This window comes from Pseudomonas sp. HY2-MNA-CIBAN-0224 (assembly GCF_040310285.1).
Classification (GTDB): domain Bacteria; phylum Pseudomonadota; class Gammaproteobacteria; order Pseudomonadales; family Pseudomonadaceae; genus Aquipseudomonas; species Aquipseudomonas helleri.
Genome location: NZ_JBEOPQ010000029.1, coordinates 1 through 23,200, shown reverse-complemented (window position 1 = coordinate 23,200; position 23,200 = coordinate 1). Strand labels below are relative to the sequence as shown.

Below are 23,200 nucleotides of genomic sequence, written 5' to 3'. Positions count from 1 at the left end.
ACCTGTGCACTGGGAAATTCTGCGTTGGCGAACACCGCTTGGCCTCAAGAATCCGTTTGAATGCTTACAGAGCGGGTGCCAGACTGGCGCATAACGAGGCGCAATCATACGTGCCACCCGCCCCCTGGAAAAGCCACCGGTCGGGGTTTTTCAGTTGCAGAGGTAGAACCATGGAAAAGTTGAACAAAACCCTGGACGAATGGAAGGCCATGCTCGATCCGGAGCAGTACAACGTATGCCGTCTTAAAGGCACCGAGCGGCCGTTTTCGGGTAAATACAACGGCACCAAAACCGATGGCGTTTATCACTGTATTTGCTGCAATGAACCGTTGTTTGATTCGCGCGCCAAATTTGATTCGGGCTGCGGCTGGCCCAGCTTCTATGAGCCCATTGGGGCGAGCGCGATGGTAGAAATCCGCGACATGAGCCACGGCATGATCCGCACCGAAGTGGTGTGCGCCAAATGTGATGCGCATTTGGGTCACGTATTCCCAGATGGTCCGCCGCCGACCGGGCTACGCTACTGCATCAACTCGGTCTGCCTGGATCTGGTTCCACGTGCTTAATGCCCATTCCTTGAGGTGCTGTCATGACTGATACATTGCTCACAATTCCCTGTACCACCCTCAGCGGCGAGCAAAAAACCCTGGCGGATTACTCGGGCAAGGCCGTGCTGGTGGTCAATACCGCCAGTAAATGCGGCTTCACCCCGCAGTACAAAGGGCTGGAAGCGTTGTGGCAGCAATACAAGGATCAGGGCCTGGTGATTCTTGGCTTTCCATGCAACCAGTTTGGTCAGCAAGAGCCGGGGGATGAAGCGGAGATTTCAGAGTTCTGTGAATTGAACTTTGGTGTGACCTTCCCGTTGTTCAAAAAGGTCGAGGTCAATGGCAAGAACGCGCACCCGCTGTTCGTCGAGCTGAAAAAACGGGCGCCGGGGGTACTGGGTTCTGAAGCGATCAAATGGAACTTCACCAAATTTTTGATCGGCCCGGACGGTAAAGTCGAACGCTACGCGCCGGCCACCAAGCCCAGCGCCCTCAAGGCCGATATTGAGAAACTCCTGAAATAACCTCTGTAGGAGCGAGCTTGTCTCGCGATCTTTTAAAGATCAACAGATCGCGAGGCAAGCTCGCTCCTACAAATGTGCACCACCCGTAGCCGTTGACGAGCCTTGCGAGGCTACGTCCGGCTTGTAGCCGCTGCCGAGGTACGAAGGCTGCGATGGGTAGCGAAGCTGCCCCACCCAAGATCAAAAGATCGCGAGCAAGCTCGCTCCTACAGATCTTTCACGGGCACCCAGCTTTCCAGCAGCGCCGCGAGTTCTTCGCGGCGAAACGGTTTTGCCAGGTAGTCGTTCATTCCCGCCGCACGGCAGCGTTCGCGCTCTTCCGGCATGGCATTGGCGGTCAGCGCCACAATCGGCAGGTCTGGCCAGCGTCCGCTCTGGCGAATCCGTCGGCTGGTCTCGTAGCCATCCATCACCGGCATGTTGCAGTCCATCAGCACCAGGTCAAAGTGGCTGTGCTCCAGTTGACCCAGGGCTTCGCCTCCATGGGCCGCAATCACGACTTCGCAGCCCAGTTTGCTCAGCATGCCCTTGGCCACCAATTGGTTGACCGGGTTGTCCTCGACCAAAAGAATCCGCGCGCGGTGCAGCACCGGGGCGCTGCTGACCGGGGGGGCGGGGCTTTCGTCACCTTCTTTTTGCAACAAATGCTGCACCGACTGGTACAACGCCAGGCGCGACAGGGGGCGGGCTTTTTGTTGCAGCGGGGCGAGGGCGTTGACCTGGTCGCCGGGCATAAAGTTGCCATAGGCGGTGACCAGCAAAATAGGTGCGCTGATGGCCGGGCGCAGTTCGCACAAGCATTCCGAGCAATCGGTGATCAGCAACTCGGTATCGACCCCCTCCAGGGATTGCCCCAGTGAGTAGCGCTCATATTCCAGCCCCCACAGCGGCAGGTAGTTGCTGAGCAGTTCGCTGAGGCCGCTGCTTGAAGCGCTCACCGCAATGACCCGCCCGTTGAGCGGTTTGAAGGGGATCGCCGGGGTGTGACAGGGCAAGGGCAGTTCGGCGCAGAACTGGCTGCCAAAGCCGATCTCGGAACTGATGGTCAGCCGCCCCTGCATGGCTTCGCACAGGCTGCGGGTCAGGGCCAGCCCCAGGCCGGTGCCGCCAAACTGGCGTGTGATGCCGGCTCCCGCCTGGGTGAACGGGCGGAAAATACGTGCCTGGGCTTCTTGGGCGATACCGATGCCGGTGTCGCAGACCTCGATATGCACCAGGTCGTCGTGCCGGCTCAAGCGCACATCGACACGGCCAAAGCGGGTGAATTTGAGCGCGTTGGAGAGCAAGTTGCTGACGATTTGCCGCACGCGGGTCGGGTCACCCATGACCAGCACCGGGAAGGCCGGGTCGATCAGGCACGTCAGTTCTACGCTGGGCGCCGCGTTCTGCGAGAGCAGCTTGGCGGTGTCTTCAATCAGCGTGCTGAGGTCGAATGCAATGTGTTCCAGCTCTAATTGGCCGGCGTCGAATTTGGACAGGTCTAGGATGTCATTGAGCAGTTCGACCAGCACTTTGCCCGAGTCGTGGGCAATCGACAGTTGCTGATGCTGCTCGGCGTTCAGCGGGCCGTCCAGGCTCAGGGCGAGCATGCCCAGCAGGCCGTTCAAGGGTGTGCGGATTTCGTGGCTCATGTTGGCCAGAAACGCAGCCCGGGCCTGGGCCATTTCAAGGGCGGTGCTGCGGGCGGCTTCCAGCTCTTCATTGGAGTGGCTCAGGCGGAGGTTGCTGGCTTCCAGCTCCTGGGTGCGCGCCGAAACGATGTTCTCCAGTTGCGCGAGGTATTCGGTGAGGCGGTTTTCAGCGGCGCGGCGTTGCTCTATTTCTCGGGTCACGGCATCAAACTGCTGATTGGTCGCATCGACCAGCACCCCGATTTCGTCGTCTTTATGGCCCGGCGGGCATTGCACGCGCGAGGGGTTCGGGTGGCCCGGCTTGGTGTTGCTCAGCTCACCAATGACGCGCACCAGCGGGCGGGTCAGCATGACGTAAAACAGCCCGAGCAGAATAAAGGTCAGTAGAAAGCTGCGGGCAAAACCGCTGAGCAAGGTGACTTCGGCGCGTTGTAAAAAGCGTGCGCCAAAGGGGTAGGTGTCTACCTCAAGGTGCAACTCGCCCACGCTTTGTTCGGGTAAGTGATTGAAATACAGCCGGTCGTCGAAGCTTCGCGTGTCACCAAACAAAAAATCGCTCAGGGCTCGATAACGCCCGCCCTCAGGCGAGTCGCGAACCTGCGCGAGGGTGTTTTTATCGTTATCACTGATCTGCACGCCGGTGATGGCTGGCGAGCGCAGTAGACCCATGGCCAGCTCTTGGGCGAGTTCTGTGTCGAGGTTGTAGGCAATGCGCGAAGCCGGATTGTGACTGATGTCCAGCAGGGATTGGATTTCCCGGTTGATGGCAGCGTTTTCACTGGCATAATCGATGCCGATTTGCACCAGGCTCAGCATCGTCCCCAGAGCAAACCCGACCAGCACTGTCAGCCTTGCTTGCTTGAAAGACAGACGATGGGTGAATTTTATGTCCATTGGGTGCTGCACCTGTTCCCATTCCCTTACCGGTCGCAAGAATAGTCGAAGTGCGGGGTAACTTGTTGGTGGGCGTGCGGTTTTTTCAATGAACCGAATCGTCCTACATGTCGAATGAACGTTCAGCGTCTGGCGTGTCAATGCGCAATCACTGTGTAGCTGTTTGTGGAGATGAAATGGATCCTAAACTGAGTGCTTTTCTGGAGCGCGCCGAAGCCGTTCTGGCTCGCCTTGAACCTTTGTTGCCCGCGACTCGCCAGGCGATTGAATGGGACACCTGCCTGGCTGCACGCTGGCAGCGTGATGGCCGTACGGGGTATTTGCTGCCGCTGGACGTCAGCCTGGAAATGCGCCTGACGGACTTGATCGGCGTCGACAAGCAACTCGATCAATTGGGGCGCAACACCAAACAGTTTCTTGATGGTTTGCCAGCTAACCACGCCTTGCTGTGGGGCTCGCGCGGGACCGGCAAGTCTTCGCTGATTCGCGCCTTGCTCGCTGAATATGCGGGCGCCGGGTTGCGGCTGATTGAAATCGAGCGTGATCACCTGGCGGACCTGCCGCGGGTGGTCGAGCAGTTACAAGGTTTGGCGCAGCGTTTTGTGCTGTTTTGCGATGACTTGTCTTTTGAATCGGGCGAGAGCGATTACCGAGTGCTGAAAAGCGTCCTCGATGGCTCGCTGGAACAGGCGCCGGACAACGTTCTGCTGTACGCCACTTCGAACCGTCGGCACTTGGTGCCCGAGAAAGAGAGCGACAACGAAAACTGGAAGAACGTCGACGGTGAACTTCACCCCAATGAAGCTGTGGAAGACAAGATTGCCCTGTCTGACCGTTTTGGGCTCTGGCTGTCGTTTTATCCGTTTACTCAAGAACATTACCTGAGCGTGGTTGAACACTGGATCAACGTGCTGGCCAGCAAGGCCGGGCTGCAGTGGCAACGCGATCAGGCGCTGGATATTTTGGCCGTGCGCTGGGCAACCGGGCGCGGCAATCGTAATGGCCGCTGTGCTTATCAGTTCGCGCGCTACTGGGTTGGTTTGAAATTGTTGGAGCAGACGAATGATTGATTTAAACGCCACTGGCGAGGGCCTGGACGGCTACGCACTGCTGAAGGCTCAACTGGAGTCTTTGCTGGCCGATGAGCGGGACTTTATTGCCAACGCTTCACAGTTTTCGGCGTTTTTGTTTAACCAGCTTGAAGACTTGAACTGGGCCGGGTTTTACCTCAACCGCAACGAAGAGCTCGTACTCGGGCCGTTCCAGGGGCAGATCGCCTGCGTCCGTATTCCGTTTGGCCGTGGTGTGTGTGGCACCGCAGCGGCCACCCGGCTGACCCAGCGCGTTGAAGATGTGCACGCATTCGCCGGGCATATCGCATGTGACAGCGCTTCGAACAGCGAATTGGTCGTGCCGTTGATCAAGGACGGCCGCCTGATCGGTGTGCTGGACCTGGACAGCCCGAGTATTGGCCGCTTCACTGAGCAGGATCAACAGGGCATTGAAGCGCTGGCGGCGATTTTCTTGCGTTTGAGCGACTGCTGATCAACGCAACATCCGTCAGCTGACGCCCGCCTTGAGCAGCAGTTCGTCGACATTGACCGGGTCGATTTGCTGCGGCTCAAGGTAGCGGCGGGCGTACTGCATAAACACTTGCTCGCGCATAAAGAGCTCAAACAAGGGCGGATCTATGTGCCCGTCCAGGCACATGCCCGCCATGATCTTCAATGCCTCACTCAAGGTTTTGCCCCGCTTGTAAGGCCGGTCCGAGGCTGTCAGGGCCTCGAAAATATCCGCAATCGCCATCATCCGCGCCGCCAGGCTCATCTCGTCCCGGTTCAAGCGTTTTGGGTAACCCTTGCCATCCATCCGTTCATGGTGCCCACCGGCAATTTCGGCAATGTCGCCCAGATAGCTGGGGAAGGGCAGACGGCTGAGCATGAGGATGGTTTGCACAATGTGATTGTTGATGATGTAGCGCTCTTCAGCGGTCAGCGTGCCCCGGGTGATGCTCAGGTTGTAAAGCTCGCCACGATTGAACTTGTGCTGCGGCACCTCCAGCTTGAACCCCCATGGGTTGTCACTGGCAATCAGTTCTGACTCATTGCGCGCGAACACGTGCTCAGGCTTGTCGGCCAGCAGCCTTTCAGTCACCGGCAAACTCTGCTCTTCGCGGGTCGCTTGGCGCTTGTTTTCTTCCCATGACACGCCCAGCCGGTCATCCAGGGTGCGGGTCCAGGTTTGCCGGGCAATGCTGTCCAAACGCTGCAAATCGGCCTCGGCCATGGCTTCACCGCCGACATTGCTGCGGGCGACAAAGGCAAAATCATCATCCAACTCGGCCAGGCGGGCGTTGCGCTGTTGCGCCAACGACGGCTCGTCACCGCCGTTGGCCAGTGCTTGCCAGTAGTTGATCCACGCGTCGCGCTTGAGCACCTCAAATCGGGTGCGAATTTCATGTATGCGGTCATACAGGGTTTCAAGTTTGGTGGCTTTGTCGACCACGTATTCGGGGGTCGTGACTTTGCCGCAATCATGAAGCCAGGCGGCAATGTGCAGGGCTTCCCACTCTTCCTCGGTAGGGTTGTAGTGGGCAAACTGCGGGCTTTGGTCCTGTTCAGCGGCCTTGGCCAACATAAAGGTCAATTCCGGAACCCGCTGGCAATGCCCGCCGGTGTACGGGCTCTTGGCGTCAATCGCCCCCGCCACCAGTTGAATAAAGGCATTGAGCAACTGCTTTTGGCGCTCTTGCAGGCGCTGGCTCTCGATCGACACCGCCGCCGCCCCGGACACCGCTTTGATAAAGGCAATGCGTTCTGCGCTGAGCGGCTCCTGTTCGGTGTGGGGGGCGCTGTTGTTGAGGATCAAGGCCAGCACGCCAACGGTTTCGCGGTGACGGTTATGCAGCCGAATCCCGATCACATGGATGTTTTGGCTGTCGAGCTCGCGCATCACCGGTGCCAGTTCCCCCGCGTGTTCGAGGTCGAGGGTGCACACCACGCTGTCCTGACCTTGGCTCAGGGTGCGCAACCATTGCGGGGCTTGATCGCTTTGCGGGTTGATCACGGCATGGGCCAGGGTGCCGAGATCGTACGGTTGGTCATTAATGATCAGGCCTTTAAGTTCCAGGTCGGCACTGTCGTTTTCAGTCAGGTAGATCAAGCCTGCCTGAGCCTGGCCAATCTTGATCATTTCAACCATCACCGACTGCAGAAGTGGCTCAAAGCGGGTGTGCGCCGAAAGGCTGGCGGTGATCTCAAAGAAACTGGCGAGGGTTTCTTTCATTCGCCGCATCGACACGGCCAGTTGATGGATCTCCAACACGGGGGACTGCTGTTGCAGCGGGTAATTGAAATCGAAGCTGCGAATCGCGTTCGCCTCCTGCACCAGGCCTTTCAGTGGTTTGACCAACAAGCGTGAGGTCATCCAGCCCAATGGCAGGCACAGTAGCAACATTGCAAACGCCACCAGCGTGCCTTGCCAGCGCAGCCGATAGGCGTCGGCCAGCAACTCGTCTTCCGGCACCATGAGCGCCAGTTGCAGTCCGTTGGAACCGCCATCCTGCACCTTGGCCGACGACACGATCCATTGGCGCTGGCCGTCATCAAGGTGGTGATTGGCGTCTGCACCCTGCTTGATCAAACGCTCCAGGGCCGGATTGAGGGACGTGACCTTGGCCAACTGCGTGGGGCTTTCTGCGCTTAACAGCTTGGCGGTGTCCGGGTACGCCACCGCCTGACCGCTCTCATCGAACAGGACGATTTGTGTGTTGGGGGTGATCAAGTGTTTGGCGAGGGTACTGGACAGCTCGGACAGCGTCAGGTCGGCGGCGATCACCGTCTTGGCCGAGCTGCGCTTGGACAGGGTGGTCCCGATTTCACCGGTCGAGAAAAACAAGTATGGGCTGGTAGTGGATTGATCGTTACTGGCGTGGCTTGGGATATACCAACTGCGCTTGCGCGGGTCGTAGCTGTCATTAATGGCGGTGCGCTGTGCCAGCAGCGTCAACGATTCGTCATAAAAAAGCTTGGTCGATTCGGTGCCCTGGATTTTGCCCGAGCGTTGCACGGACCACACCTCATAAGCGGCTTGGGCGGGGGCTTTTTGCCGATTTTTGATCGCCTCTGTGCGCAAAGGGCGGACCTGGAAAAAATTGCCCTGATTGTCGCCCATGTACAACGCTGACAACGCCGGGTTGTCATCCAGTGCCTGGACGAAGGTGGGGAGCAGCTCCATCCGGGCGTCAAATTGATCGGTCTGCACCGCCGGGTTGCGCGCTAGCAAGTTCAAGGTGTTGCGCAGCGGCTGATAGGTGTTCAGCAGATCCAGCTGCACATCCTGCTCGATCTGGTCGAACAGCTTCTGGCTGCTGTCGAGGATGATGCGGGTATTTTGCAGGTAGTTGAAGACACCCAGTGCGACGCCCATCAGGAGCAGCAATAAGGTGAACACCACGCTGATATGAATATGCAGCGGAAACTGCCGCTGATGGGCGGGCACGGTAAAAGGCATGACATGTCTCCGCAGGCATCAGGGCGCTGATGCCTGTAAGCATAGTAAGCCGTGGCCAATCTGCCTGTGGATTGGCCGTTTTGTGCAAACAAACAGTCAGGTGGCAGCGTCACGCTGGGCCAGCTCGCGCAGCAATGTCAGCTCAAGCGTACTCATGGCGTGTTGTACGCCCAGACTGCAATCCTGGAGTGTGGCCTGACTGGCGTGTTCGAGACGTTCACACTGGTTGATCAGTTGCACGGCCCCGACGATACGCGCTGCGCCTTTGATCCGGTGCGCAATGGCGGCAAACGGTTCCAGACCGTCCTCAACAGTCAGTTTTCTCAGGGTGCTGAGGTCCTGCTGGTTGGTGCGCAACAGCTCTTCGAGCAGCAGCTTTATTCGCTTGTCATCCTGGCCGGACAGCGCGTAGAGATTATCAATGTTGAAGACGTCCGTTGCGCAGGTCAGTGGCTCAAGGGCGGTTAATCGCTGGCTCAGCAAGGTCAGGCTGATGGGTTTGAACAGGCAGTCATTCATGCCCGCTTCAAGGCAGCGCTGGCGCTCTTCGGGTTGCGCGTTGGCGGTAAAGCCCAGGATGGTGCAAGGCACGTGCTGTGCGGCGTGTTCGTGGCGGCGAATAGCACGTGTGAGGTCGTAGCCGTTCATGACGGGCATGTTGCAGTCGGCAATCACCAGGTCGAAAGCGCCGCCTGTCCACAGTTCCAGCCCGGCTGCGCCATTATGCGCCGTGGTGAACTGGTGCCCCAGGTAACTCAATTGCTGGCACATCAGTAAGCGATTGGCCGGATGGTCATCCACCACCAGCACATTCAATTGCCGAACGGCGGGTGCAATGGCCGGTTCTTGCGCCTCGGTTTTGGCGCACGGTGCGAGGGTCTTGACGGTGAGTTTGATGTGGATCTGCGTACCGATGTCGGGCTGGCTGTTCAAGTTCAAAGTGCCGCCCATCATCTGGCACAGGCTGCGGCAAATCACCAGGCCCAGCCCCGCACCGCTGAGCGCCAATTGGCCGCAGTTTTCTGCCTGGGCAAAGGGTTCAAACAAGCGGGCCTGATCGAAGGTGCTGATGCCAATCCCGGTATCGATGACGTTTAACTGCAACTCCACCTCGTCAGCAATGCCGGTCGCCAGCATCTTCAGTTCAAGCGTGACCTGGCCGCGCTCGGAGAACTTGATCGCATTGCTGACCAGGTTGGTCATGATTTGCTTGAAGCGCAGGGGGTCGAGCAGCACATCGGGGGCATTGTCTTCGGGGGCGAAGATCAGCACCAGGCTGAGGTTCTTTTGCCGGGCCAGGCCATCAAACACCCTGACCACCGAGTTGGCCAGCTCGCGCAGGTTCACCCGCTCCGTGCTCAGGTTGAGTCGCCCTGACTCGATGCGGGCGATGTCGAGGATGTCGCCGATCAACTCCAGCAAGTCTTTGGCCGAGTTGTAGGCGACCTCAATGGAGGGGCGTTCCAGATAGCCCTGATCGGCGCGCTTCAAGGTGAGTTCAAGCATGCCGATGACGGCGTTCATCGGTGTGCGGATTTCATGACTCATGGTCGCCAGAAAGGTGCTTTTGGCGCGGTTGGCGTCATCTGCCTGTTCTTTGGCGGCGCGCAGTTCATCCATCAATTGGCGTCGGTCGCTGATATCAATCCAGCCACCGATAATGCCCTGGACTTCGCCCAAGGAGTCCCGATACGGCAGGATCCAGTGGTAAATGGTTTGCGTCTTGCCACCGATATGCAGCGGTCGGTCAACGATCATCGGCGTGCCTTCGCGCATTACGCGCTGGTAATCCGCCTCGTAGTCATGGGCTTCATGCTGATTGTTGAGCAGGCTTTGGGTCTGCATCACGTTTTTGCCGATCACGTCTTCGCGACGGGCCGAGAAGGCCTGCAAATAGCTGTCGTTGCAGGTTTGCAGAATACCGGCGCGGTCGCGCACATAAATGGGGTGCGGGGTGCCATTGACCAGCGCACTCATGAACTCAAACTGGTCGCTGAGCGCGCGCTCGGCTTTTTTTCGCTGATTGATCTGGCGGCGCATGTACGCATTCCAGACCAATGACAGCAACAGCAGCAGGCTGGTGCCAATAATGATCTGGTAAATCAGGCGATGGTAATTGCGCCAGTAACTGTCGGACGCCGGTACATAGCCGCGCCAGCGGCTGTTGATTACGCCCAACTCGTCGGGGCCAATGCTTAGCAGGGCTTTATTGAGTATGGAGCCGAGTTCGGTGGCATCCCGGGCTGTAGCGAGGGAGAACATGGCCGGTTGGGTGCCCAGGGTTGTGCTGATCTGCAAGCGGTCCTGGAACAGTTGCGAGGCGAGCAGGTAGTTGGCGATGACCAGCGTATTGACGGCGCCATCAGCTTTGCCTTCGGCCAGTAATTCAGTGGCCTGGTAGATGTCATCGGTCTCGACCAGGGTGATCTGCGGGTACTCGGCAACCAGGTAGTCGGTCAACGGGTTGCCGTGGGTCAATGCCAGACGCTTGCCGGCCAGTTGATCGAGGCTGGTGGGTTGCTCCGCACCTTTGCGGTTGAGCAACACAAATGAGTTTTCGAGATAGGGACGACTGAAGGCCAATGCGCTTTCTCGCGAAGCGGAGGGGCTGATGGCCGAAATGATGTCGGTATCGTGTTGCTGAACCATGTGCATCATGGTGCTGAGGCTGCGCTCGCGCTGGATTTCGAAGCGCAACCCGGTGCGCAGGCGCACCACTTCCAGGAGGTCAGCGGTAATGCCGCGGAAATTGCCGTCGGCATCAAAAAAAGTCAGGGGGGCCAAGGTTTCATTGACCGCCACTTTGACCACCGGGTGCTTGACCAGCCAACGCTCTTCGCGCTCAGTGAGTTGCAGTTTTTGATCGGTAAGCAGCAGGTCGCTGCCTGCGCTCCAGCGTTTGGCAATGCTTTCACGTTCGCTGTTGGGCACGGCCAGCAGGGTGGCGTTGATCATGTCGAGCAATTGCGGATTGTCGCGGCGTACGGCAAAGCTGAAGCCGTGGGCTTCATGCTTGCCAAAATTGGCCATTTTGATGTTCTTCAAATAGCCCTTGTTGATCATGTAATGGGTAGAGATGGTGTCACCCAAAAACACGTCGGCCTGATCGAACGCCACCGAGTTAATGGCGTTTTGCGTAGAGGGGTAAGACTGGATGATGGCGTTGGGGTAAAGCGCTTTGACCTCATCCAGTGGCAAATAGTGGTAGACCATGCTCAGCCGCAGGCCCGCCAGGCCGTCAGAGAGAGAGCGGGTCTCCCCCTCACGGGTGACCAGTACCGGCTGGTCGATGGCATAGGGGGCTGACAGCAGCATGTTTTGATTGGCCGCTTCAAAACCATTCGACGTGCCCAGCACGTCGATGCTGCCGTCTTCCAGTGCCTGGATGGCTGCATCGCGAGACGCGAAGCGTTTGACTTTGATCGATACATTCAGTGCTTTAGCGAGGATGCCTGCGTAATCAGCGGTCAGGCCTTCGAAATCCTGACCGCTGACGGTCATGTCAAACGGTGGGTAATCGGGGGCGGAGGCCCCCAACTGTAATTCACGTTTTTCGTGTAACCAGTATCGCTGTTGTTTATCCAGCGGGACTTCCATGTGATAGGTGCCCGAGCGGCTGAGCAGGGGAAAGCTTTCGGGTTTGGGTAACTCGGCAAACACGGGTGCGCACAGGAGCAGTCCTGCGAGCAGATAAAGGTAATACGTTAACCGCATGGGCATCCTGTTTCTCACACTAGGGCGTTGCGTTTAGCCAATTCAATGAGGTCGACCAAAGAATTGGCTTTAAGTTTTTGCATGAGCCGTTTTTTATAAGTACTCACGGTTTTATTGCTAAGAAACATACCCGTGGCGATTTCCTTGTTTGTTTTGCCTTGGGCGAAGAGCTTGAGAACCATCAGTTCCCGGTCGTTGACTAATTTGAACAGCTCAAGCTCCGAAGAGTTGTGCCCTTCAATATTTTCAGGAGTCAATGCTTGACTTGGGAAGTAATTGTAGCCAGAGAATACAGCCTTAATTGCACTGACAAGTTCACTGAGTTCTTCTTGTTTACACACATATCCCGCTGCCCCCGATTGCATGCAGCGCATGGCAAACAACGCCGGTGACTGGGCCGTCAAGACCAGGGTTTTGAGGGTTGAGTTCATGGCGTTAAAGCGCGCCAGTACTTCCAGTCCGTCGAGTTTGGGGATGCTGATATCGAGAATGATCAGGTCAGGGACACATTCGCGAATCATTTGCATAGCATCTACGCCATTGTCGGTTTCACCGACTATTTCATAACCTTCATGTTCTAACAACATACGAATGGCTAAGCGGATTACTGGATGATCGTCGACAATAAAAATCGTGTTCATATTGAATTCCCATAAAGAGCTGCATAGAAAGCGCGCACCTTAGCTCAGATATATGGATTGAGACACGAAGCGATCAGCCTACAAACGTAGTATGGGAATATTCCTACATTAAATAAGGCGTGAACTCACGAATTGTTCGGGGAGTGGCGGCGGTTTAATATCGTGCTGAATCGTTTGATGGCTGTTTTGCCGTTAGTGTGTTTATAGAGTCTTATTAAAAATAGGATTATTCCTACATATACTTCTGTTTTTGTGTGGTGATTTTTTTGCCCGGATTTAAATGCTCGATAACGTCATTTTTTCTGGGTGTTTAACTATGCAGTGTTTAAAAAATAAAAACGGTTACAACTTGTGTGTTCATCACCTTGTGGTCGTTCCTTCAGCAACGACCACAAGGTGCTGCCTCACTCAGACAGGGCTGGAGCGGCCGGTCATCTCCTTGGCCATTTCGGTGGCATAGCTATCGGTCATGCCGGCAATAAAGTCGATGATGCGCATAAACGAGCGATGCAAGGGCCAGCTCGGGTCCGGGGCGTTGTGGCCGAGCAAATCGAGGATGCGACGGTTTTTGAACGATAAGGTTTTGTGCCCATGTTGTTCCAGTGCCGCGCCACAAAAAGCGTTTAACAAGATTTCCAGCGTGGTGTAAGCGCCGATTTCATGCAGGGTTTTGCGCTTGTCCTGGAAGATCTTTTTACGCGCCATGTTCTTGGCGTCCAGCACGCAGCGCTTGGCCGTGCCGTGCATGTGCTCTACCAGATCGCCGGGCAGCGTACCCGCGAGCAAGGCGTCCTGCTGTTCGACAAAGGCGCGGGCGGCGGCGTTGGTCAGGTGCTCAATGGCCTTGCCGCGCAAAATGGCCAGCTTGCGGCGTTCAGAGTCTTGCGGGCCGAGCTGGCGATAGGTCTCGGGCAAATCATCGCCCACCAGATTCAATAGCAGGGACTCGACCTCGGCGTATTGCAGCAGGTCCATCTCCAGGCCGTCTTCAAGGTCAATCAAGGCGTAGCAGATGTCGTCAGCGGCCTCCATCAGGTACACCAGCGGATGGCGCGCCCAGCGTTGCTCTTCGATTTGCGGCAGGCCCAACTTGTGAGCAATCCCTTCGAGCAAATGCAGCTCGCTTTGATAGCAACCGAACTTGTGCTTTTTGTACCCCAGAGAGTCGGCATGCCGGGCGGTCCACGGGTACTTGAGGAACGTACCGAGGGTGGCATGGGTTAGCCGTGTGCCACCGTCGAACTGATGGTATTCAAGCTGTGTCAGCACCCTGAACCCTTGGGCGTTACCTTCAAAGTTCAAGAAGTCATTGCGCTCGGCTTCGCTCATATCGTCCAGCCAGCCCTTGGCCGCAGCCTGCTGGAACCAATGGCGGATGGCATCTTCACCGGAGTGGCCGAAGGGCGGGTTGCCGATGTCGTGAGCCAGGCAGGCCGATTGCACCACCATGCCCAGGTCGGCGGGGTCGCACCATTCGGGCAGGGCGCTGCGAATGGTTTCGCCCACGCGCATGCCCAGCGAGCGGCCGACGCAACTGACCTCCAGCGAATGGGTAAGGCGGGTGTGAATGTGGTCGTTGCTGCTGACCGGGTGCACTTGGGTTTTGCGCCCAAGCCTGCGAAAGGCGCCGGAAAAAATAATCCGGTCGTGATCCTTGTGAAAGGGACTGCGCCCGAGCTCTTCGGCGCTGTAATGAGGTTTTCCGAGACGTTCGCGGTTAAGCAGGGTTTGCCAATCCAAGGCGCAGCGCTCCATCAAATGACTGATGCCGCAGCTTCTCGCTTCAGGCGGGTTGGTGCAAGGCTTGGCGCTTAAGTTAAGCCGCGAGCATGCCCGCGATCTTTTGATCATGAAAACCAAAAGATCGCGAGCTGTGCGTCAGGGCTTGCGCGAAGAACCCTGAATCACCAGTTTGATCAGCGGCAACAGCCCGGTGGTCAGCCCGATTAAACGGGACGCGCCACCGGAGCCTTTGCTTTTAGTGCCTTTGCCGGTCAAAAAGCCCAGCAGGGTCACCACCGCCACACCCCACAGCGGGGCGTGCTTGATCCCCAGGTGTTCTTTCCAGTTGCTGGTGACACCGCGCATTTTGTGCAACGGCTCCAGCAATTGTTGCGACTCATGACGAATCTCCTGGCGGTGCATTTCCATGCGCAGGCGAATCAGCATTTTGCGCATGTCACGACGCGAAGCGTTTTGCGGCATTTCAGGCAGGCTCATGGCAACAAACGCTCCCGGTCTTTGGCCAGCTCTTCGAGCGTGGCGTTGAAAGGAGAGGACTCATCAAACACGGCCGCTTTAAGGCGCAAACCACAGAACGCCGCCGCCAGGGTGTAAAAGACGCAGAGCCCGATAATGCCGGGCAGCCGATAACTGTCCCAGAGCACGATCAATACCAGCGCCGACAGGCCGAGCAGCAATAGCAACCCGAACACCAGTGCCAGCCCGGCGAACAGCAACAGGCTTACAGTCCGTGCTTTCTGTTCTTGTAGCTCAATGCCCAGCAACTCGACGTGGCTGTGCAGCAGACCCAGAAACGCGGCACCCAGGCGCCGCGGTGAGGAACGAGGGGAGCCGGATTCTTCGTTTGTCATATCAGCGCCGGGTGGCCAGCAGGCCAATCAAAAAGCCGACCCCGGCAGCAATGCCGACCGATTGCCACGGGTTGCTCTGTACATAATCTTCGGCAGCCGTCACCGCGGCTTCACCGCGCTCATGCAAGGACTCTTTGGTGTCTTCCAGCGAGGCACGCGCCTTGTTCAGGCTGAGCTTGATCTTGTCGCGCAGTTCATCGGCCTGGTCACCGGCCAGCGCAGCGCTGTGTTCCAGCAAACGTTCTGCGTCGTTGACCAAGGTCTCGAGATCGGCTTTGAGGATTTCTTGAGCATTCTTTGCTGTTATGCGGGCCATGATTAACTCCGTGTGTGGCTTCTTGATGGTTCGAGTGTAGGCATTCGCTGAAGGTTCACTACTTTTCTTCACAACAGATCAATGCGCTGACCTGCTGTTACCCTGGAACACCCAGACTAGACGGCTTAACCCTGAGCGGAAGCAAACCTTACCTTAAATCATTCGTCGTCGCGGGGAAAACCCGGTGTGTCTAGTGGCTCGCTGCTCTCAAAACAACCTTCCAGCAAGTGATAGCGGTTATGCCGCACTTCATCAACGCGGTGGCGGACAGTTCTTTCGGGCAGCCCCAGCAATATCAGGGCGTGTGAGGCCAGCATCAAGCTGGATTCAAGCAATTCGGGCACCACTTCGGTGGCGCCGGCGGCCTTGAGCTCGGTAAGCCGGCTGTCGTCGCGGGTTCTGACCAGAATCGGCACTGCGATGGTGATGAGGCGGGCTTCTTTCAGTACGCTCATGGCGATTTCGGTGTTGTCCACGGCAATCACCAGCAAACGGGCACGATCAAGGCCCACCGCCCGCAACAAATCGCCACGGCGGGCATCACCGTAATGCACAGTGCTTTCGGTTTTGTTGGCTTTCTGGATCTGATCCGGGTCGTAGTCCAGAGCGATAAAGTCCTGATTTTCACGGTGCAGGAAGCGCCCGATGGACTGACCGACCCGGCCAAAGCCGCAGATCACCACATGCCCCTGCAACTCGGCACTTTGCTCGGTGATTTTTTCCAGCTCGGCTTCTTCGTTCGAGGTGTGGTGCAAGCTGGCGGCGATGCGAGGGGCGGCGCGTAGCAACAGCGGGGTGAGCAACATGGAGCAGAACGTAGCGGCCAACAAGTAAGGGGCGTATTGCGACGGGATCAGCGCGTTGAGCTGCATTTGTGCCATCAGCGCGAAACAGAACTCACCGCCTTGGGCCAATGCCAGGCCGCTGCGCCAAGCGGTCTCGCCATCGCTGCCGCGCAGCTTGACCAGTATCGCCACAACTGTGCCTTTGATGAGCATCAGCGCCAGGGTGAGGCCAACAATCAAGAAGCCGTGGTGCAGGAACAATTGCAGGTCGATGAGCATGCCGATGCTGACGAAAAAAAGCCCCAGCAGGATGTCGCGAAAAGGCCGGATGTCGGCCTCGATCTGGTGTCGGTAATGGCTTTCACCCAGCAACATGCCCGCCAGGAACGCGCCGAGCGCCGGGGACAACCCCAGCAAGTGGGTCAACCAGGCCGTGACTAGAACGATCACCAGGGCCAGCAACACAAACAGTTCGGCAGAACGTGAGGCCGCCACCTCGTGAAACAGACGCGGCAGTACGAAGCGGCTGGTGATCAGCAAGCCGACAAACAGAATGATGGTCTTGCCCAAGGTGATCGGCAGAGCCCAATACCAGGCCTGATCGCTGCTGCCGGCAAACACCGGTACCAGCGTCAGCAGCAATACGGCCACCACATCCTGGAACAGCAACACGCCAATCGCGTTCTGGCCGTGGGGGCTGAAAATTTCCCCCAGGCTGGTCAGCTCTTTGCTGACGATGGCCGTGGAAGACAGGGCCAGGCCTGCGCCCAGCAAAAAGGCGCTGCTGGCTGACATGCCAAAGGCAAGCAGCAGGCCGCCCAGTACCACGGCGGTGCAGATGACTTGCAGGCTGCCGAGGCCAAAGACTACGCGGCGCAGCTTGAGCATTTTGGGCAGCGAGAACTCCAGCCCCAGCGAGAACAGCAAAAACACTACCCCCAACTCGGCGAGGTCCGGCAGGTCCGGGCTGTTATTGACCCAGTTCAGCGCCGTTGGGCCGATGAACAGGCCGACGCACAAATAACCCAGCACCGGCGGCAGTTTCAGGCGTCGAAACAGGGCAATGACCACCAGCGACGAGGCGAGGATGATTAACAAATTGGCAAACACTAAGCGCTTCCTTCACTCATTTTTCTAGCTGAGCACTCTGTATGGGCCACAAGAGCACGCCAGTACGTAGCGTAGTCGTAAGCAGCGGTGTAAAGCGATTGCTCTGATCAGTTGGGCTGCACAAGCGCTGCCGACAGGCGGGTCGACGTGCCCGTACAAGGCTCCTAAACTAATGCCCACCCCCACACAGGTTAATGATCATGCTTCCCGAATGTCAGTTGTTCGGCACCTTGGGTTGCCATCTGTGCGAATTGGCTGAAGACGTCGTGATGCCGTTGGTGCTGGATAACGGCTTGCTGGTTGAACTGGTTGATATCGCCGACAGTGAAGAATCGGTCGAGGCCTACGGCTTGCGCATCCCCGTATTGCGTCGGGTCGACACCGGCGCTGAGCTGGACTGGCCGTTTGACACTGAGCAGGTCGCCCACTTTCTGCTGTAGCTTGTGGCGCACTGTGCGCGATAATCGCGGGCTGCTTTTCTTGCCCAGAGTTTTTTATGTCGACCCAGCTTTTCAACGCCGCCGAGCATCAAGCCAGCACCTTGTACTTGCCACCGGGTCATTGGCGGACGGTACTCGACTGTTTGTGCGAGCACTTTCGGGCCATCAGCCGTGAGCAATGGCAAGATCGAATCGCCCGTGGCCGGGTGCTGGACGCCCATGGCGTGCCGATCAGCCCGCAGTTGGCGTACAAAGAAGGCCTGCGCATTCATTATTTTCGCGAAGTGCCCAACGAAACGCCGATTCCGGTGCAAGAAACCATTTTGTATGCCGACGAGCATTTGGTGGTGGCAGACAAACCGCACTTTCTGCCCGTGACCCCGGCGGGCGAGTACGTCGAGCAAACCCTGCTGCGCCGTTTGATCCGCACGCTGGATAACCCCAATCTGGTGCCATTGCACCGGATCGACCGGCACACGGCGGGGTTGGTGCTGTTCTCTGCGAACCCGACCAGCCGCTCGGCGTATCAGTCGTTATTCCCTACGCGCAACATTGAAAAACGCTACGAAGCCATTGCCCGGGCCTTGCCTGAGCTGGCGCTGCCGCGGGTGCACAAAAGCCGTCTGGTAGAGGGCGAGCCGTTCTTCCGTATGCAAGAAGGGCCGGGCGCCAGTAATACCGAAACCCGTGTCGAAGTGTGTGAGAAAAACGGCGATCTGTGGCGTTATGCGCTGTACCCGGTCACGGGCAAAAAACACCAGTTGCGCGTGCACATGGCAGCGTTGGGGGCGGGGATTTGCAACGATCCGTTTTATCCCGAGGTCATCAAGGATGCTGTGGATGACTATGCCAAGCCCCTGAAGCTGTTGGCACAGGGCCTGCGTTTTGCCGACCCGCTGACCGGCGAAGAGCGCTTTTTCGAGAGCCGGATCCACCTTGATTGGTAATTGAGCGTCGCGTAAAAACCAGACAAAACCGGGCAGTCAGATTAGGGCTTATGGGTCCTAATGAGGGCCGAAAAACTAGCCAAAGTCGCTGAAAACGCCCGGATTGTCGGACAAAAACAAACATGAAAAACTCTTCATAAACTGCCTCCTCGAAGATTGGTAGCTTCCTCAGCGCTGCCCACTCATTCGAGTTCTAATAATGAATAAAAAAATGCTCAAAAGCGCTTTGGCGCTCTCTGTTGCTGTTGCCTCGACTCAACTGCTCGCCGGTGGTTTCTCCCTCAACGAACAAAGTGTCAGCGGGATGGGAACCGGTTTTGCCGGGCGTTCCTCTTCTGCCGACGATGCCAGCACCGTGTATGGCAACCCTGCCGGGATGTCGCGCCTCAAGCAAAACGAAGTCAGCGTTGGCGCCACCTACCTGGATGCCAAATCCACCATCAAGGACGCCAGCTCTACGCAGTTTGGCGCTGATAACCCGGGCACCAACAAAGGCGACATGGTACCCGGCATTGGCGTGCCGTTCGGCTACCTGGTCACCCCGATTGACGAGCATTGGGCCTTTGGTCTGGGCGTTTATGCCCCGTTCGGCCTGGTGACTGACTATGAGAGCAGCTTCCAGGGCAACGGCTTTGGCAGCAAAAGCAAAGTGCAAGTCATCACTACCCAGCCGACGGTCAGCTATGCCTTCAACGACAAAGTCTCGGTGGGTTTCGGGCCGACGTTCAACCGTCTCACCGGCGAGCTGGACTCCAAAGTGCCGGCGTTTGGCCTGGGCAATGAAACCGTCAAGATCAAGGGTGACGACAAGGCCATCGGTTTTAACGCCGGGCTGTTGGTGCAAGCGCTGGACAGCACCCGCTTCGGTGTGACGTATCACTCGCAAGTGGTTTACCACCTGAGCGGCCACACCAACGCCTCCGGCCTGCTCTCTGATCTGGTGGACGGCGGGCCGCAGCGATACGGCGCCAAGCTGAACATCACCACGCCGTCGTCGGTAGACTTCTCGGTCACTCATCAACTTAACGATGACTGGACCCTTTATGCGGGCAGTACCTACACCCGCTGGAGCCAGTTGAAGAAAATCACCGTCAACAACTCCGGCGTGTCCGACGGAAGCAGCGAGCTGGCCTCCATCACCGAGGTGCAGAACTGGCATGACACGTGGTCGCATGCCATCGGTGCGGCGTATCGGGTCAATAAGCAGTTGGTGTTGCGCACGGGTTTAACGCTGGACCAGACCCCCACCAACAATACTGACCGCTCGGTACGAATTCCTACGGGAGACCGGACTGTATTCAGCGTGGGTGCCGGTTGGACACCCGTGGATAACCTTACCTTCGATGTTGCCTATTCCTACCTCAAGGAACAACCGATCAAGGTTCATGACAGCCAGCCCGCGCTGGGCCTGACCTACGACGCCAAGTATGAAAACAGCGCCAACGGCTTTGGTGGCTCGGTGACCTATCGCTTCTGATCGCGCAGTCTCAGCAACGGCCAGATTTTTTGCAGACGCGTTAAACAACAAAACCCGCACTTGGCGGGTTTTGTTGTTTAACGCATAAACCCGAAGGCTTACAGTTCTTTAACGGTACGAACCTGGTCTTTATTGATGCGGGTTTCTTTACCGTCCAATTGTTTGAACTGGTAAAAGCCCGACGACGAGTCGTACTTAGGGGCGTCGACTGTCTGGATTTCACGGCCATCATTGAGTGTGATCACGCTTGGCGAGGAGCAACCAGCAAGGGCGGCCAGGCCTGCAGTGAGCATAAGAGCGGCCAGAGTCCGATGAGTCATGTTTATCTCCAACAAATAGGGGTGCTGTTATTAATCACTGTCCTTGAGACGTATACATCGCTCTCAAGTTCCGTGGTTAGCCACAAGAACAGCGCGTTAGCTTATATCAGTAAGTCAGCAGTGTTGAAGTTGCTTAACCGTGAATCATTTCCGGGGCATTGTACGGGCTGTGCATTGAGCTGGAGCATGATTTTTCGCGGGCTGCGTTCGCCCGTGTGCCAGGCCGCTTCGAATGCCGGTGCCAATGCCGTCGGGATCACACAAAACAACGGCTCCCAGTGTTCGCCCTGACGCACCATGTGCGGTGTGTCCGGCGCGAGGGCGGCTGCCGCGAGCAGGGTGCTGAGCAGCTCGTCATTGACCCTGGGCACATCGCACGGCAGCACCAGCAGGTGTGAATGCCGAGCTGCCGCCAGGCCCGCCCGAATGCCCGCCAGCGGCCCGTCAAAGTCATCATTGCCATCGCTCACCAACTGGTCGGCATAGGCGGCGTAGCGGTCGTGGTTGCGATTGCAGGAAATGATCAAGTCATCAGTCAGCGCACGCGCCGCTTGCTGCACATAAGCAATCAGCGGCTGCCCGCGCCACGGCACCAGGCCTTTGTCCTGGCTACCCATACGCTGGCCCCGGCCCCCGGCCAGAAGCAAAATCGAACTCTGAAACGGCTGCATGAATGGGCTACGCTCCGTCTGGCAAATAAGGGCGTGATATAACACCCACCTGTTTTTCCTACAACCGGACCCCGTCTATGAAAGCCAAAGTTGATGCGCCTTTCGTTCCTTTGAACATTGCGGTGTTAACCGTCAGCGATACCCGGACCCTCGAAACCGACACCTCCGGGCAAGTCTTCGTCGATCGTTTGAGCGAGGCCGGGCACCATTTGGCGGCGCGGGTATTGCTCAAGGACGACCTGTATAAAATTCGCGCCCAGGTGGCGACCTGGATTGCCGATGATGAAGTGCAAGTGGTGTTGATCACCGGCGGCACCGGCTTTACTGCGCGTGATAGCACGCCAGAGGCGGTGAGTTGCCTGCTGGACAAGCAGGTCGATGGTTTTGGCGAATTGTTCCGCCAGATCTCCGTGGCCGATATCGGTACCTCGACCGTGCAATCACGCGCCTTGGCCGGTTTGGCCAATGGCACGCTGGTGTGCTGCCTGCCGGGTTCGACCAACGCAGTGCGTACCGGTTGGGACGGCATTTTGGCCGAGCAACTGGATGCCCGTCACCGCCCTTGCAACTTTGTCGCGCACTTGAAGCAGGCACCGGCCTGTGAAACCCGTGGGTAAGCCGGGGCGCACGGGCGAGTTGATGCCCGTTGAAGTCGCGCTGGCGCAATTGCTGGCGCTGGCCGAGGCCGCGCCGATCCGTGATAGCGAGTCAGTGCTGTTGGCCGACAGTGACGGGCGAGTCCTGGCCGATGACCTGGTGGCAAGCCTTGATTTGCCTCCGTGGCCCAACAGCGCCATGGACGGTTACGCACTCAACCTGGCTGACTGGACGGGCGAACCGCTGCCTGTCAGCCAGCGGATTTTTGCCGGGCAAGCGCCTGAGCCGTTGACGCCGGGAACCTGCGCACGGATCTTCACCGGCGCGCCGGTTCCGCAGGGCGCCGATTGCGTCGAAATGCAGGAAAACGCTCAGATCCAGGCTGATGAGCGGGTGTTGTTCACTGAGGCACTGACCGTGGGGCAGAACATTCGTCCTCAAGGGCAGGAAACCACCGTGGGCGAAACTGTGCTGACGGCAGGTACCCGGTTGGGACCGATCGAGCAGGGGTTAGCCGCGTCTCTGGGCTGCGCCACGCTCAAGGTAGTTCGCCGGGTCAAAGTGGCCGTGTTGTCGACCGGTGACGAACTGATCGAGCCAGGCCAGCCGTTGGGGCCGGGGCAGATCTACAACAGCAACCGCGTGGTGCTGTGCAGTTGGTTGAAGCGCATGGGGTGTGAGGTGGTCGACGCCGGTATCTTGCCGGACGACCTGCCTGCCACCCGGCAGCGTTTGGCAGAACTGGGCGCGGTTGACCTGATCTTGTCCACGGGCGGTGTCTCGGTGGGCGAGGCGGACTTCCTCGGGATAGCCCTGCGTGAAGAAGGCGAACTGGCCCTGTGGAAACTCGCGATCAAACCCGGAAAACCCCTGACGTTTGGGCATTTTCGCGGTGTGCCGGTGATTGGCTTGCCGGGTAACCCGGCCTCCACACTGGTGACCTTTGCATTGCTGGCCCGGCCTTACCTGTTGCGCCGTCAGGGCGTACAAGACGTTGCGCCGTTGAAGTTTCAAGTGCCAGCCGGGTTTGTCTGGGCTAAGCCGGGTAATCGCCGCGAGTACCTGCGTGGCCGGCTGGATCAAGGCCGGGCAATCATTTACAAAAACCAGAGCTCAGGCGTTTTGCGCAGTGCCGCCTGGGCCGATGGGCTGGTGGAAGTGCTTGAAGGCAGCACTCTGGCTGAAGGCGACGGGGTCGGCTTTATCCCGCTAAGCGAAGTGCTGGGTTAACCCGCAAACCTGAGCTGCCCAGGAACTACGGCTGCGATCTTTTAAAGATCAAAAGATCGCAGCCTGCGGCAGCTCCTATCAAACACTAAATAAGTGATTGATTCTAAAGACCCTGTAGGAGCGAGCTTGCTCGCGATCTTTTGATCTTGATCTAAGAGCCCCCTCACCCTAGCCCTCTCCCTGTATGGACCGGGGACATCGCGAACACTTTGTTCGGAGACATAGCGAACAGTTAACGAAGCTTTTTCC

General features: G+C 57.7%; 20 protein-coding genes. 9 read left to right on the top strand and 11 right to left on the bottom strand.

Annotated elements, in window-relative coordinates; all coding sequences use genetic code 11:
* The first annotated feature begins 170 nt into the window (after window positions 1–170).
* Window positions 171–566: a peptide-methionine (R)-S-oxide reductase MsrB gene (gene msrB, locus AAEZ03_RS14645; protein WP_278939694.1), complete on the top strand. Its 396-nt coding sequence runs from the start codon at window positions 171–173 to the stop codon at window positions 564–566.
* 23 nt (window positions 567–589) lie between these two features.
* A complete protein-coding gene (locus AAEZ03_RS14640) occupies window positions 590–1,072 on the top strand; it encodes a glutathione peroxidase (RefSeq protein WP_350579548.1) in 483 nt (160 codons plus the stop codon).
* 206 nt (window positions 1,073–1,278) lie between these two features.
* Here the strand turns inward: AAEZ03_RS14640 and AAEZ03_RS14635 are convergent, their stop codons facing one another.
* Complete coding sequence (locus tag AAEZ03_RS14635) at window positions 1,279–3,597, bottom strand: response regulator (protein ID WP_278939692.1); 2,319 nt, start codon at window positions 3,595–3,597, stop codon at window positions 1,279–1,281.
* Between the two features lie 176 nt (window positions 3,598–3,773).
* Here AAEZ03_RS14635 and AAEZ03_RS14630 point away from each other — a divergent pair, with 176 nt between their 5' ends.
* Both AAEZ03_RS14630 and msrC read left to right on the top strand, forming a co-directional pair.
* Entirely contained in the window at window positions 3,774–4,667 is an 894-nt protein-coding gene (locus tag AAEZ03_RS14630) for an ATP-binding protein (RefSeq protein ID WP_153334211.1), read from the top strand.
* Window positions 4,660–5,142 (top strand): free L-methionine (R)-S-oxide reductase MsrC, encoded by a 483-nt coding sequence (gene msrC / locus AAEZ03_RS14625; protein WP_048368734.1) that lies wholly within the window; start codon window positions 4,660–4,662, stop codon window positions 5,140–5,142. Before AAEZ03_RS14630 ends, msrC begins: the two co-directional genes overlap by 8 nt.
* 15 nt (window positions 5,143–5,157) lie before the next feature.
* On the opposite strand, the gene AAEZ03_RS14620 is transcribed toward msrC, so the two are convergent.
* The 8 genes from AAEZ03_RS14620 to AAEZ03_RS14585 all read right to left on the bottom strand — a co-directional run bounded on the left by AAEZ03_RS14620 (window position 5,158) and on the right by AAEZ03_RS14585 (window position 17,269).
* On the bottom strand, window positions 5,158–8,109 hold the full coding sequence (locus AAEZ03_RS14620) for an HD domain-containing phosphohydrolase (protein ID WP_350579544.1): 2,952 nt from the start codon (window positions 8,107–8,109) through the stop codon (window positions 5,158–5,160).
* Between the two features lie 96 nt (window positions 8,110–8,205).
* Window positions 8,206–11,829 carry a transporter substrate-binding domain-containing protein gene (locus AAEZ03_RS14615; protein WP_350579542.1) on the bottom strand — a complete coding sequence of 1,208 codons (3,624 nt, stop codon included), beginning with the start codon at window positions 11,827–11,829 and terminating at the stop codon, window positions 8,206–8,208.
* A gap of 8 nt (window positions 11,830–11,837) precedes the next feature.
* Complete coding sequence (locus tag AAEZ03_RS14610; RefSeq protein ID WP_048368731.1) at window positions 11,838–12,464, bottom strand: response regulator transcription factor; 627 nt, start codon at window positions 12,462–12,464, stop codon at window positions 11,838–11,840.
* 408 nt (window positions 12,465–12,872) lie between these two features.
* Window positions 12,873–14,204, bottom strand: coding sequence for a deoxyguanosinetriphosphate triphosphohydrolase (locus AAEZ03_RS14605; RefSeq protein WP_282363379.1), 1,332 nt, complete (start codon window positions 14,202–14,204; stop codon window positions 12,873–12,875).
* Between the two features lie 138 nt (window positions 14,205–14,342).
* A complete protein-coding gene (locus AAEZ03_RS14600) occupies window positions 14,343–14,684 on the bottom strand; it encodes a hypothetical protein (protein WP_278939683.1) in 342 nt (113 codons plus the stop codon).
* Window positions 14,681–15,058: a phage holin family protein gene (locus AAEZ03_RS14595; protein WP_048368729.1), complete on the bottom strand. Its 378-nt coding sequence runs from the start codon at window positions 15,056–15,058 to the stop codon at window positions 14,681–14,683. Before AAEZ03_RS14595 ends, AAEZ03_RS14600 begins: the two co-directional genes overlap by 4 nt.
* 1 nt (window position 15,059) lies before the next feature.
* Entirely contained in the window at window positions 15,060–15,374 is a 315-nt protein-coding gene (locus AAEZ03_RS14590) for an ElaB/YgaM/YqjD family protein (RefSeq protein ID WP_123750231.1), read from the bottom strand.
* 158 nt (window positions 15,375–15,532) lie between these two features.
* A complete protein-coding gene (locus AAEZ03_RS14585; protein ID WP_123750232.1) occupies window positions 15,533–17,269 on the bottom strand; it encodes a cation:proton antiporter in 1,737 nt (578 codons plus the stop codon).
* Window positions 17,270–17,469: 200 nt separating this feature from the next.
* Here AAEZ03_RS14585 and AAEZ03_RS14580 point away from each other — a divergent pair, with 200 nt between their 5' ends.
* The 3 genes from AAEZ03_RS14580 (at window position 17,470) to AAEZ03_RS14570 (ending at window position 20,133) form a co-directional block, all read left to right on the top strand.
* Complete coding sequence (locus AAEZ03_RS14580; protein ID WP_350579538.1) at window positions 17,470–17,709, top strand: glutaredoxin family protein; 240 nt, start codon at window positions 17,470–17,472, stop codon at window positions 17,707–17,709.
* 56 nt (window positions 17,710–17,765) lie between these two features.
* Window positions 17,766–18,656: a pseudouridine synthase gene (locus AAEZ03_RS14575; protein ID WP_350579536.1), complete on the top strand. Its 891-nt coding sequence runs from the start codon at window positions 17,766–17,768 to the stop codon at window positions 18,654–18,656.
* A gap of 199 nt (window positions 18,657–18,855) precedes the next feature.
* Window positions 18,856–20,133 (top strand): OmpP1/FadL family transporter, encoded by a 1,278-nt coding sequence (locus AAEZ03_RS14570; RefSeq protein ID WP_350579533.1) that lies wholly within the window; start codon window positions 18,856–18,858, stop codon window positions 20,131–20,133.
* A 98-nt stretch (window positions 20,134–20,231) separates the two neighbouring features.
* On the opposite strand, the gene AAEZ03_RS14565 is transcribed toward AAEZ03_RS14570, so the two are convergent.
* Entirely contained in the window at window positions 20,232–20,453 is a 222-nt protein-coding gene (locus AAEZ03_RS14565; RefSeq protein ID WP_048368724.1) for a YgdI/YgdR family lipoprotein, read from the bottom strand.
* Window positions 20,454–20,554: 101 nt separating this feature from the next.
* On the bottom strand, window positions 20,555–21,124 hold the full coding sequence (gene mobA, locus AAEZ03_RS14560; protein WP_350579531.1) for a molybdenum cofactor guanylyltransferase MobA: 570 nt from the start codon (window positions 21,122–21,124) through the stop codon (window positions 20,555–20,557).
* Between the two features lie 77 nt (window positions 21,125–21,201).
* On the opposite strand from mobA, the gene moaB reads away from it, so the two are divergent.
* Window positions 21,202–21,741 carry a molybdenum cofactor biosynthesis protein B gene (moaB, locus tag AAEZ03_RS14555; RefSeq protein WP_048368722.1) on the top strand — a complete coding sequence of 180 codons (540 nt, stop codon included), beginning with the start codon at window positions 21,202–21,204 and terminating at the stop codon, window positions 21,739–21,741.
* Window positions 21,725–22,951, top strand: a complete 1,227-nt coding sequence (locus AAEZ03_RS14550; RefSeq protein ID WP_350579528.1) for a molybdopterin molybdotransferase MoeA — start codon at window positions 21,725–21,727, stop codon at window positions 22,949–22,951. Before moaB ends, AAEZ03_RS14550 begins: the two co-directional genes overlap by 17 nt.
* Window positions 22,952–23,200: the final 249 nt, after the last annotated feature.

Coding starts and splice junctions, on each gene's coding strand:
- AAEZ03_RS14635 (WP_278939692.1), bottom strand. CDS start 3,597: ATGGACATAAAATTCACCCATCGTCTGTCTTTCAAGCAAGCAAGGCTG.
- msrB (WP_278939694.1), top strand. CDS start 171: ATGGAAAAGTTGAACAAAACCCTGGACGAATGGAAGGCCATGCTCGAT.
- AAEZ03_RS14580 (WP_350579538.1), top strand. CDS start 17,470: ATGCTTCCCGAATGTCAGTTGTTCGGCACCTTGGGTTGCCATCTGTGC.
- AAEZ03_RS14575 (WP_350579536.1), top strand. CDS start 17,766: ATGTCGACCCAGCTTTTCAACGCCGCCGAGCATCAAGCCAGCACCTTG.
- AAEZ03_RS14615 (WP_350579542.1), bottom strand. CDS start 11,829: ATGCCCATGCGGTTAACGTATTACCTTTATCTGCTCGCAGGACTGCTC.
- AAEZ03_RS14640 (WP_350579548.1), top strand. CDS start 590: ATGACTGATACATTGCTCACAATTCCCTGTACCACCCTCAGCGGCGAG.
- msrC (WP_048368734.1), top strand. CDS start 4,660: ATGATTGATTTAAACGCCACTGGCGAGGGCCTGGACGGCTACGCACTG.
- AAEZ03_RS14620 (WP_350579544.1), bottom strand. CDS start 8,109: ATGCCTTTTACCGTGCCCGCCCATCAGCGGCAGTTTCCGCTGCATATT.
- AAEZ03_RS14595 (WP_048368729.1), bottom strand. CDS start 15,058: ATGACAAACGAAGAATCCGGCTCCCCTCGTTCCTCACCGCGGCGCCTG.
- mobA (WP_350579531.1), bottom strand. CDS start 21,124: ATGCAGCCGTTTCAGAGTTCGATTTTGCTTCTGGCCGGGGGCCGGGGC.
- AAEZ03_RS14590 (WP_123750231.1), bottom strand. CDS start 15,374: ATGGCCCGCATAACAGCAAAGAATGCTCAAGAAATCCTCAAAGCCGAT.
- AAEZ03_RS14630 (WP_153334211.1), top strand. CDS start 3,774: ATGGATCCTAAACTGAGTGCTTTTCTGGAGCGCGCCGAAGCCGTTCTG.
- moaB (WP_048368722.1), top strand. CDS start 21,202: ATGAAAGCCAAAGTTGATGCGCCTTTCGTTCCTTTGAACATTGCGGTG.
- AAEZ03_RS14565 (WP_048368724.1), bottom strand. CDS start 20,453: ATGACTCATCGGACTCTGGCCGCTCTTATGCTCACTGCAGGCCTGGCC.
- AAEZ03_RS14610 (WP_048368731.1), bottom strand. CDS start 12,464: ATGAACACGATTTTTATTGTCGACGATCATCCAGTAATCCGCTTAGCC.
- AAEZ03_RS14600 (WP_278939683.1), bottom strand. CDS start 14,684: ATGAGCCTGCCTGAAATGCCGCAAAACGCTTCGCGTCGTGACATGCGC.
- AAEZ03_RS14570 (WP_350579533.1), top strand. CDS start 18,856: ATGAATAAAAAAATGCTCAAAAGCGCTTTGGCGCTCTCTGTTGCTGTT.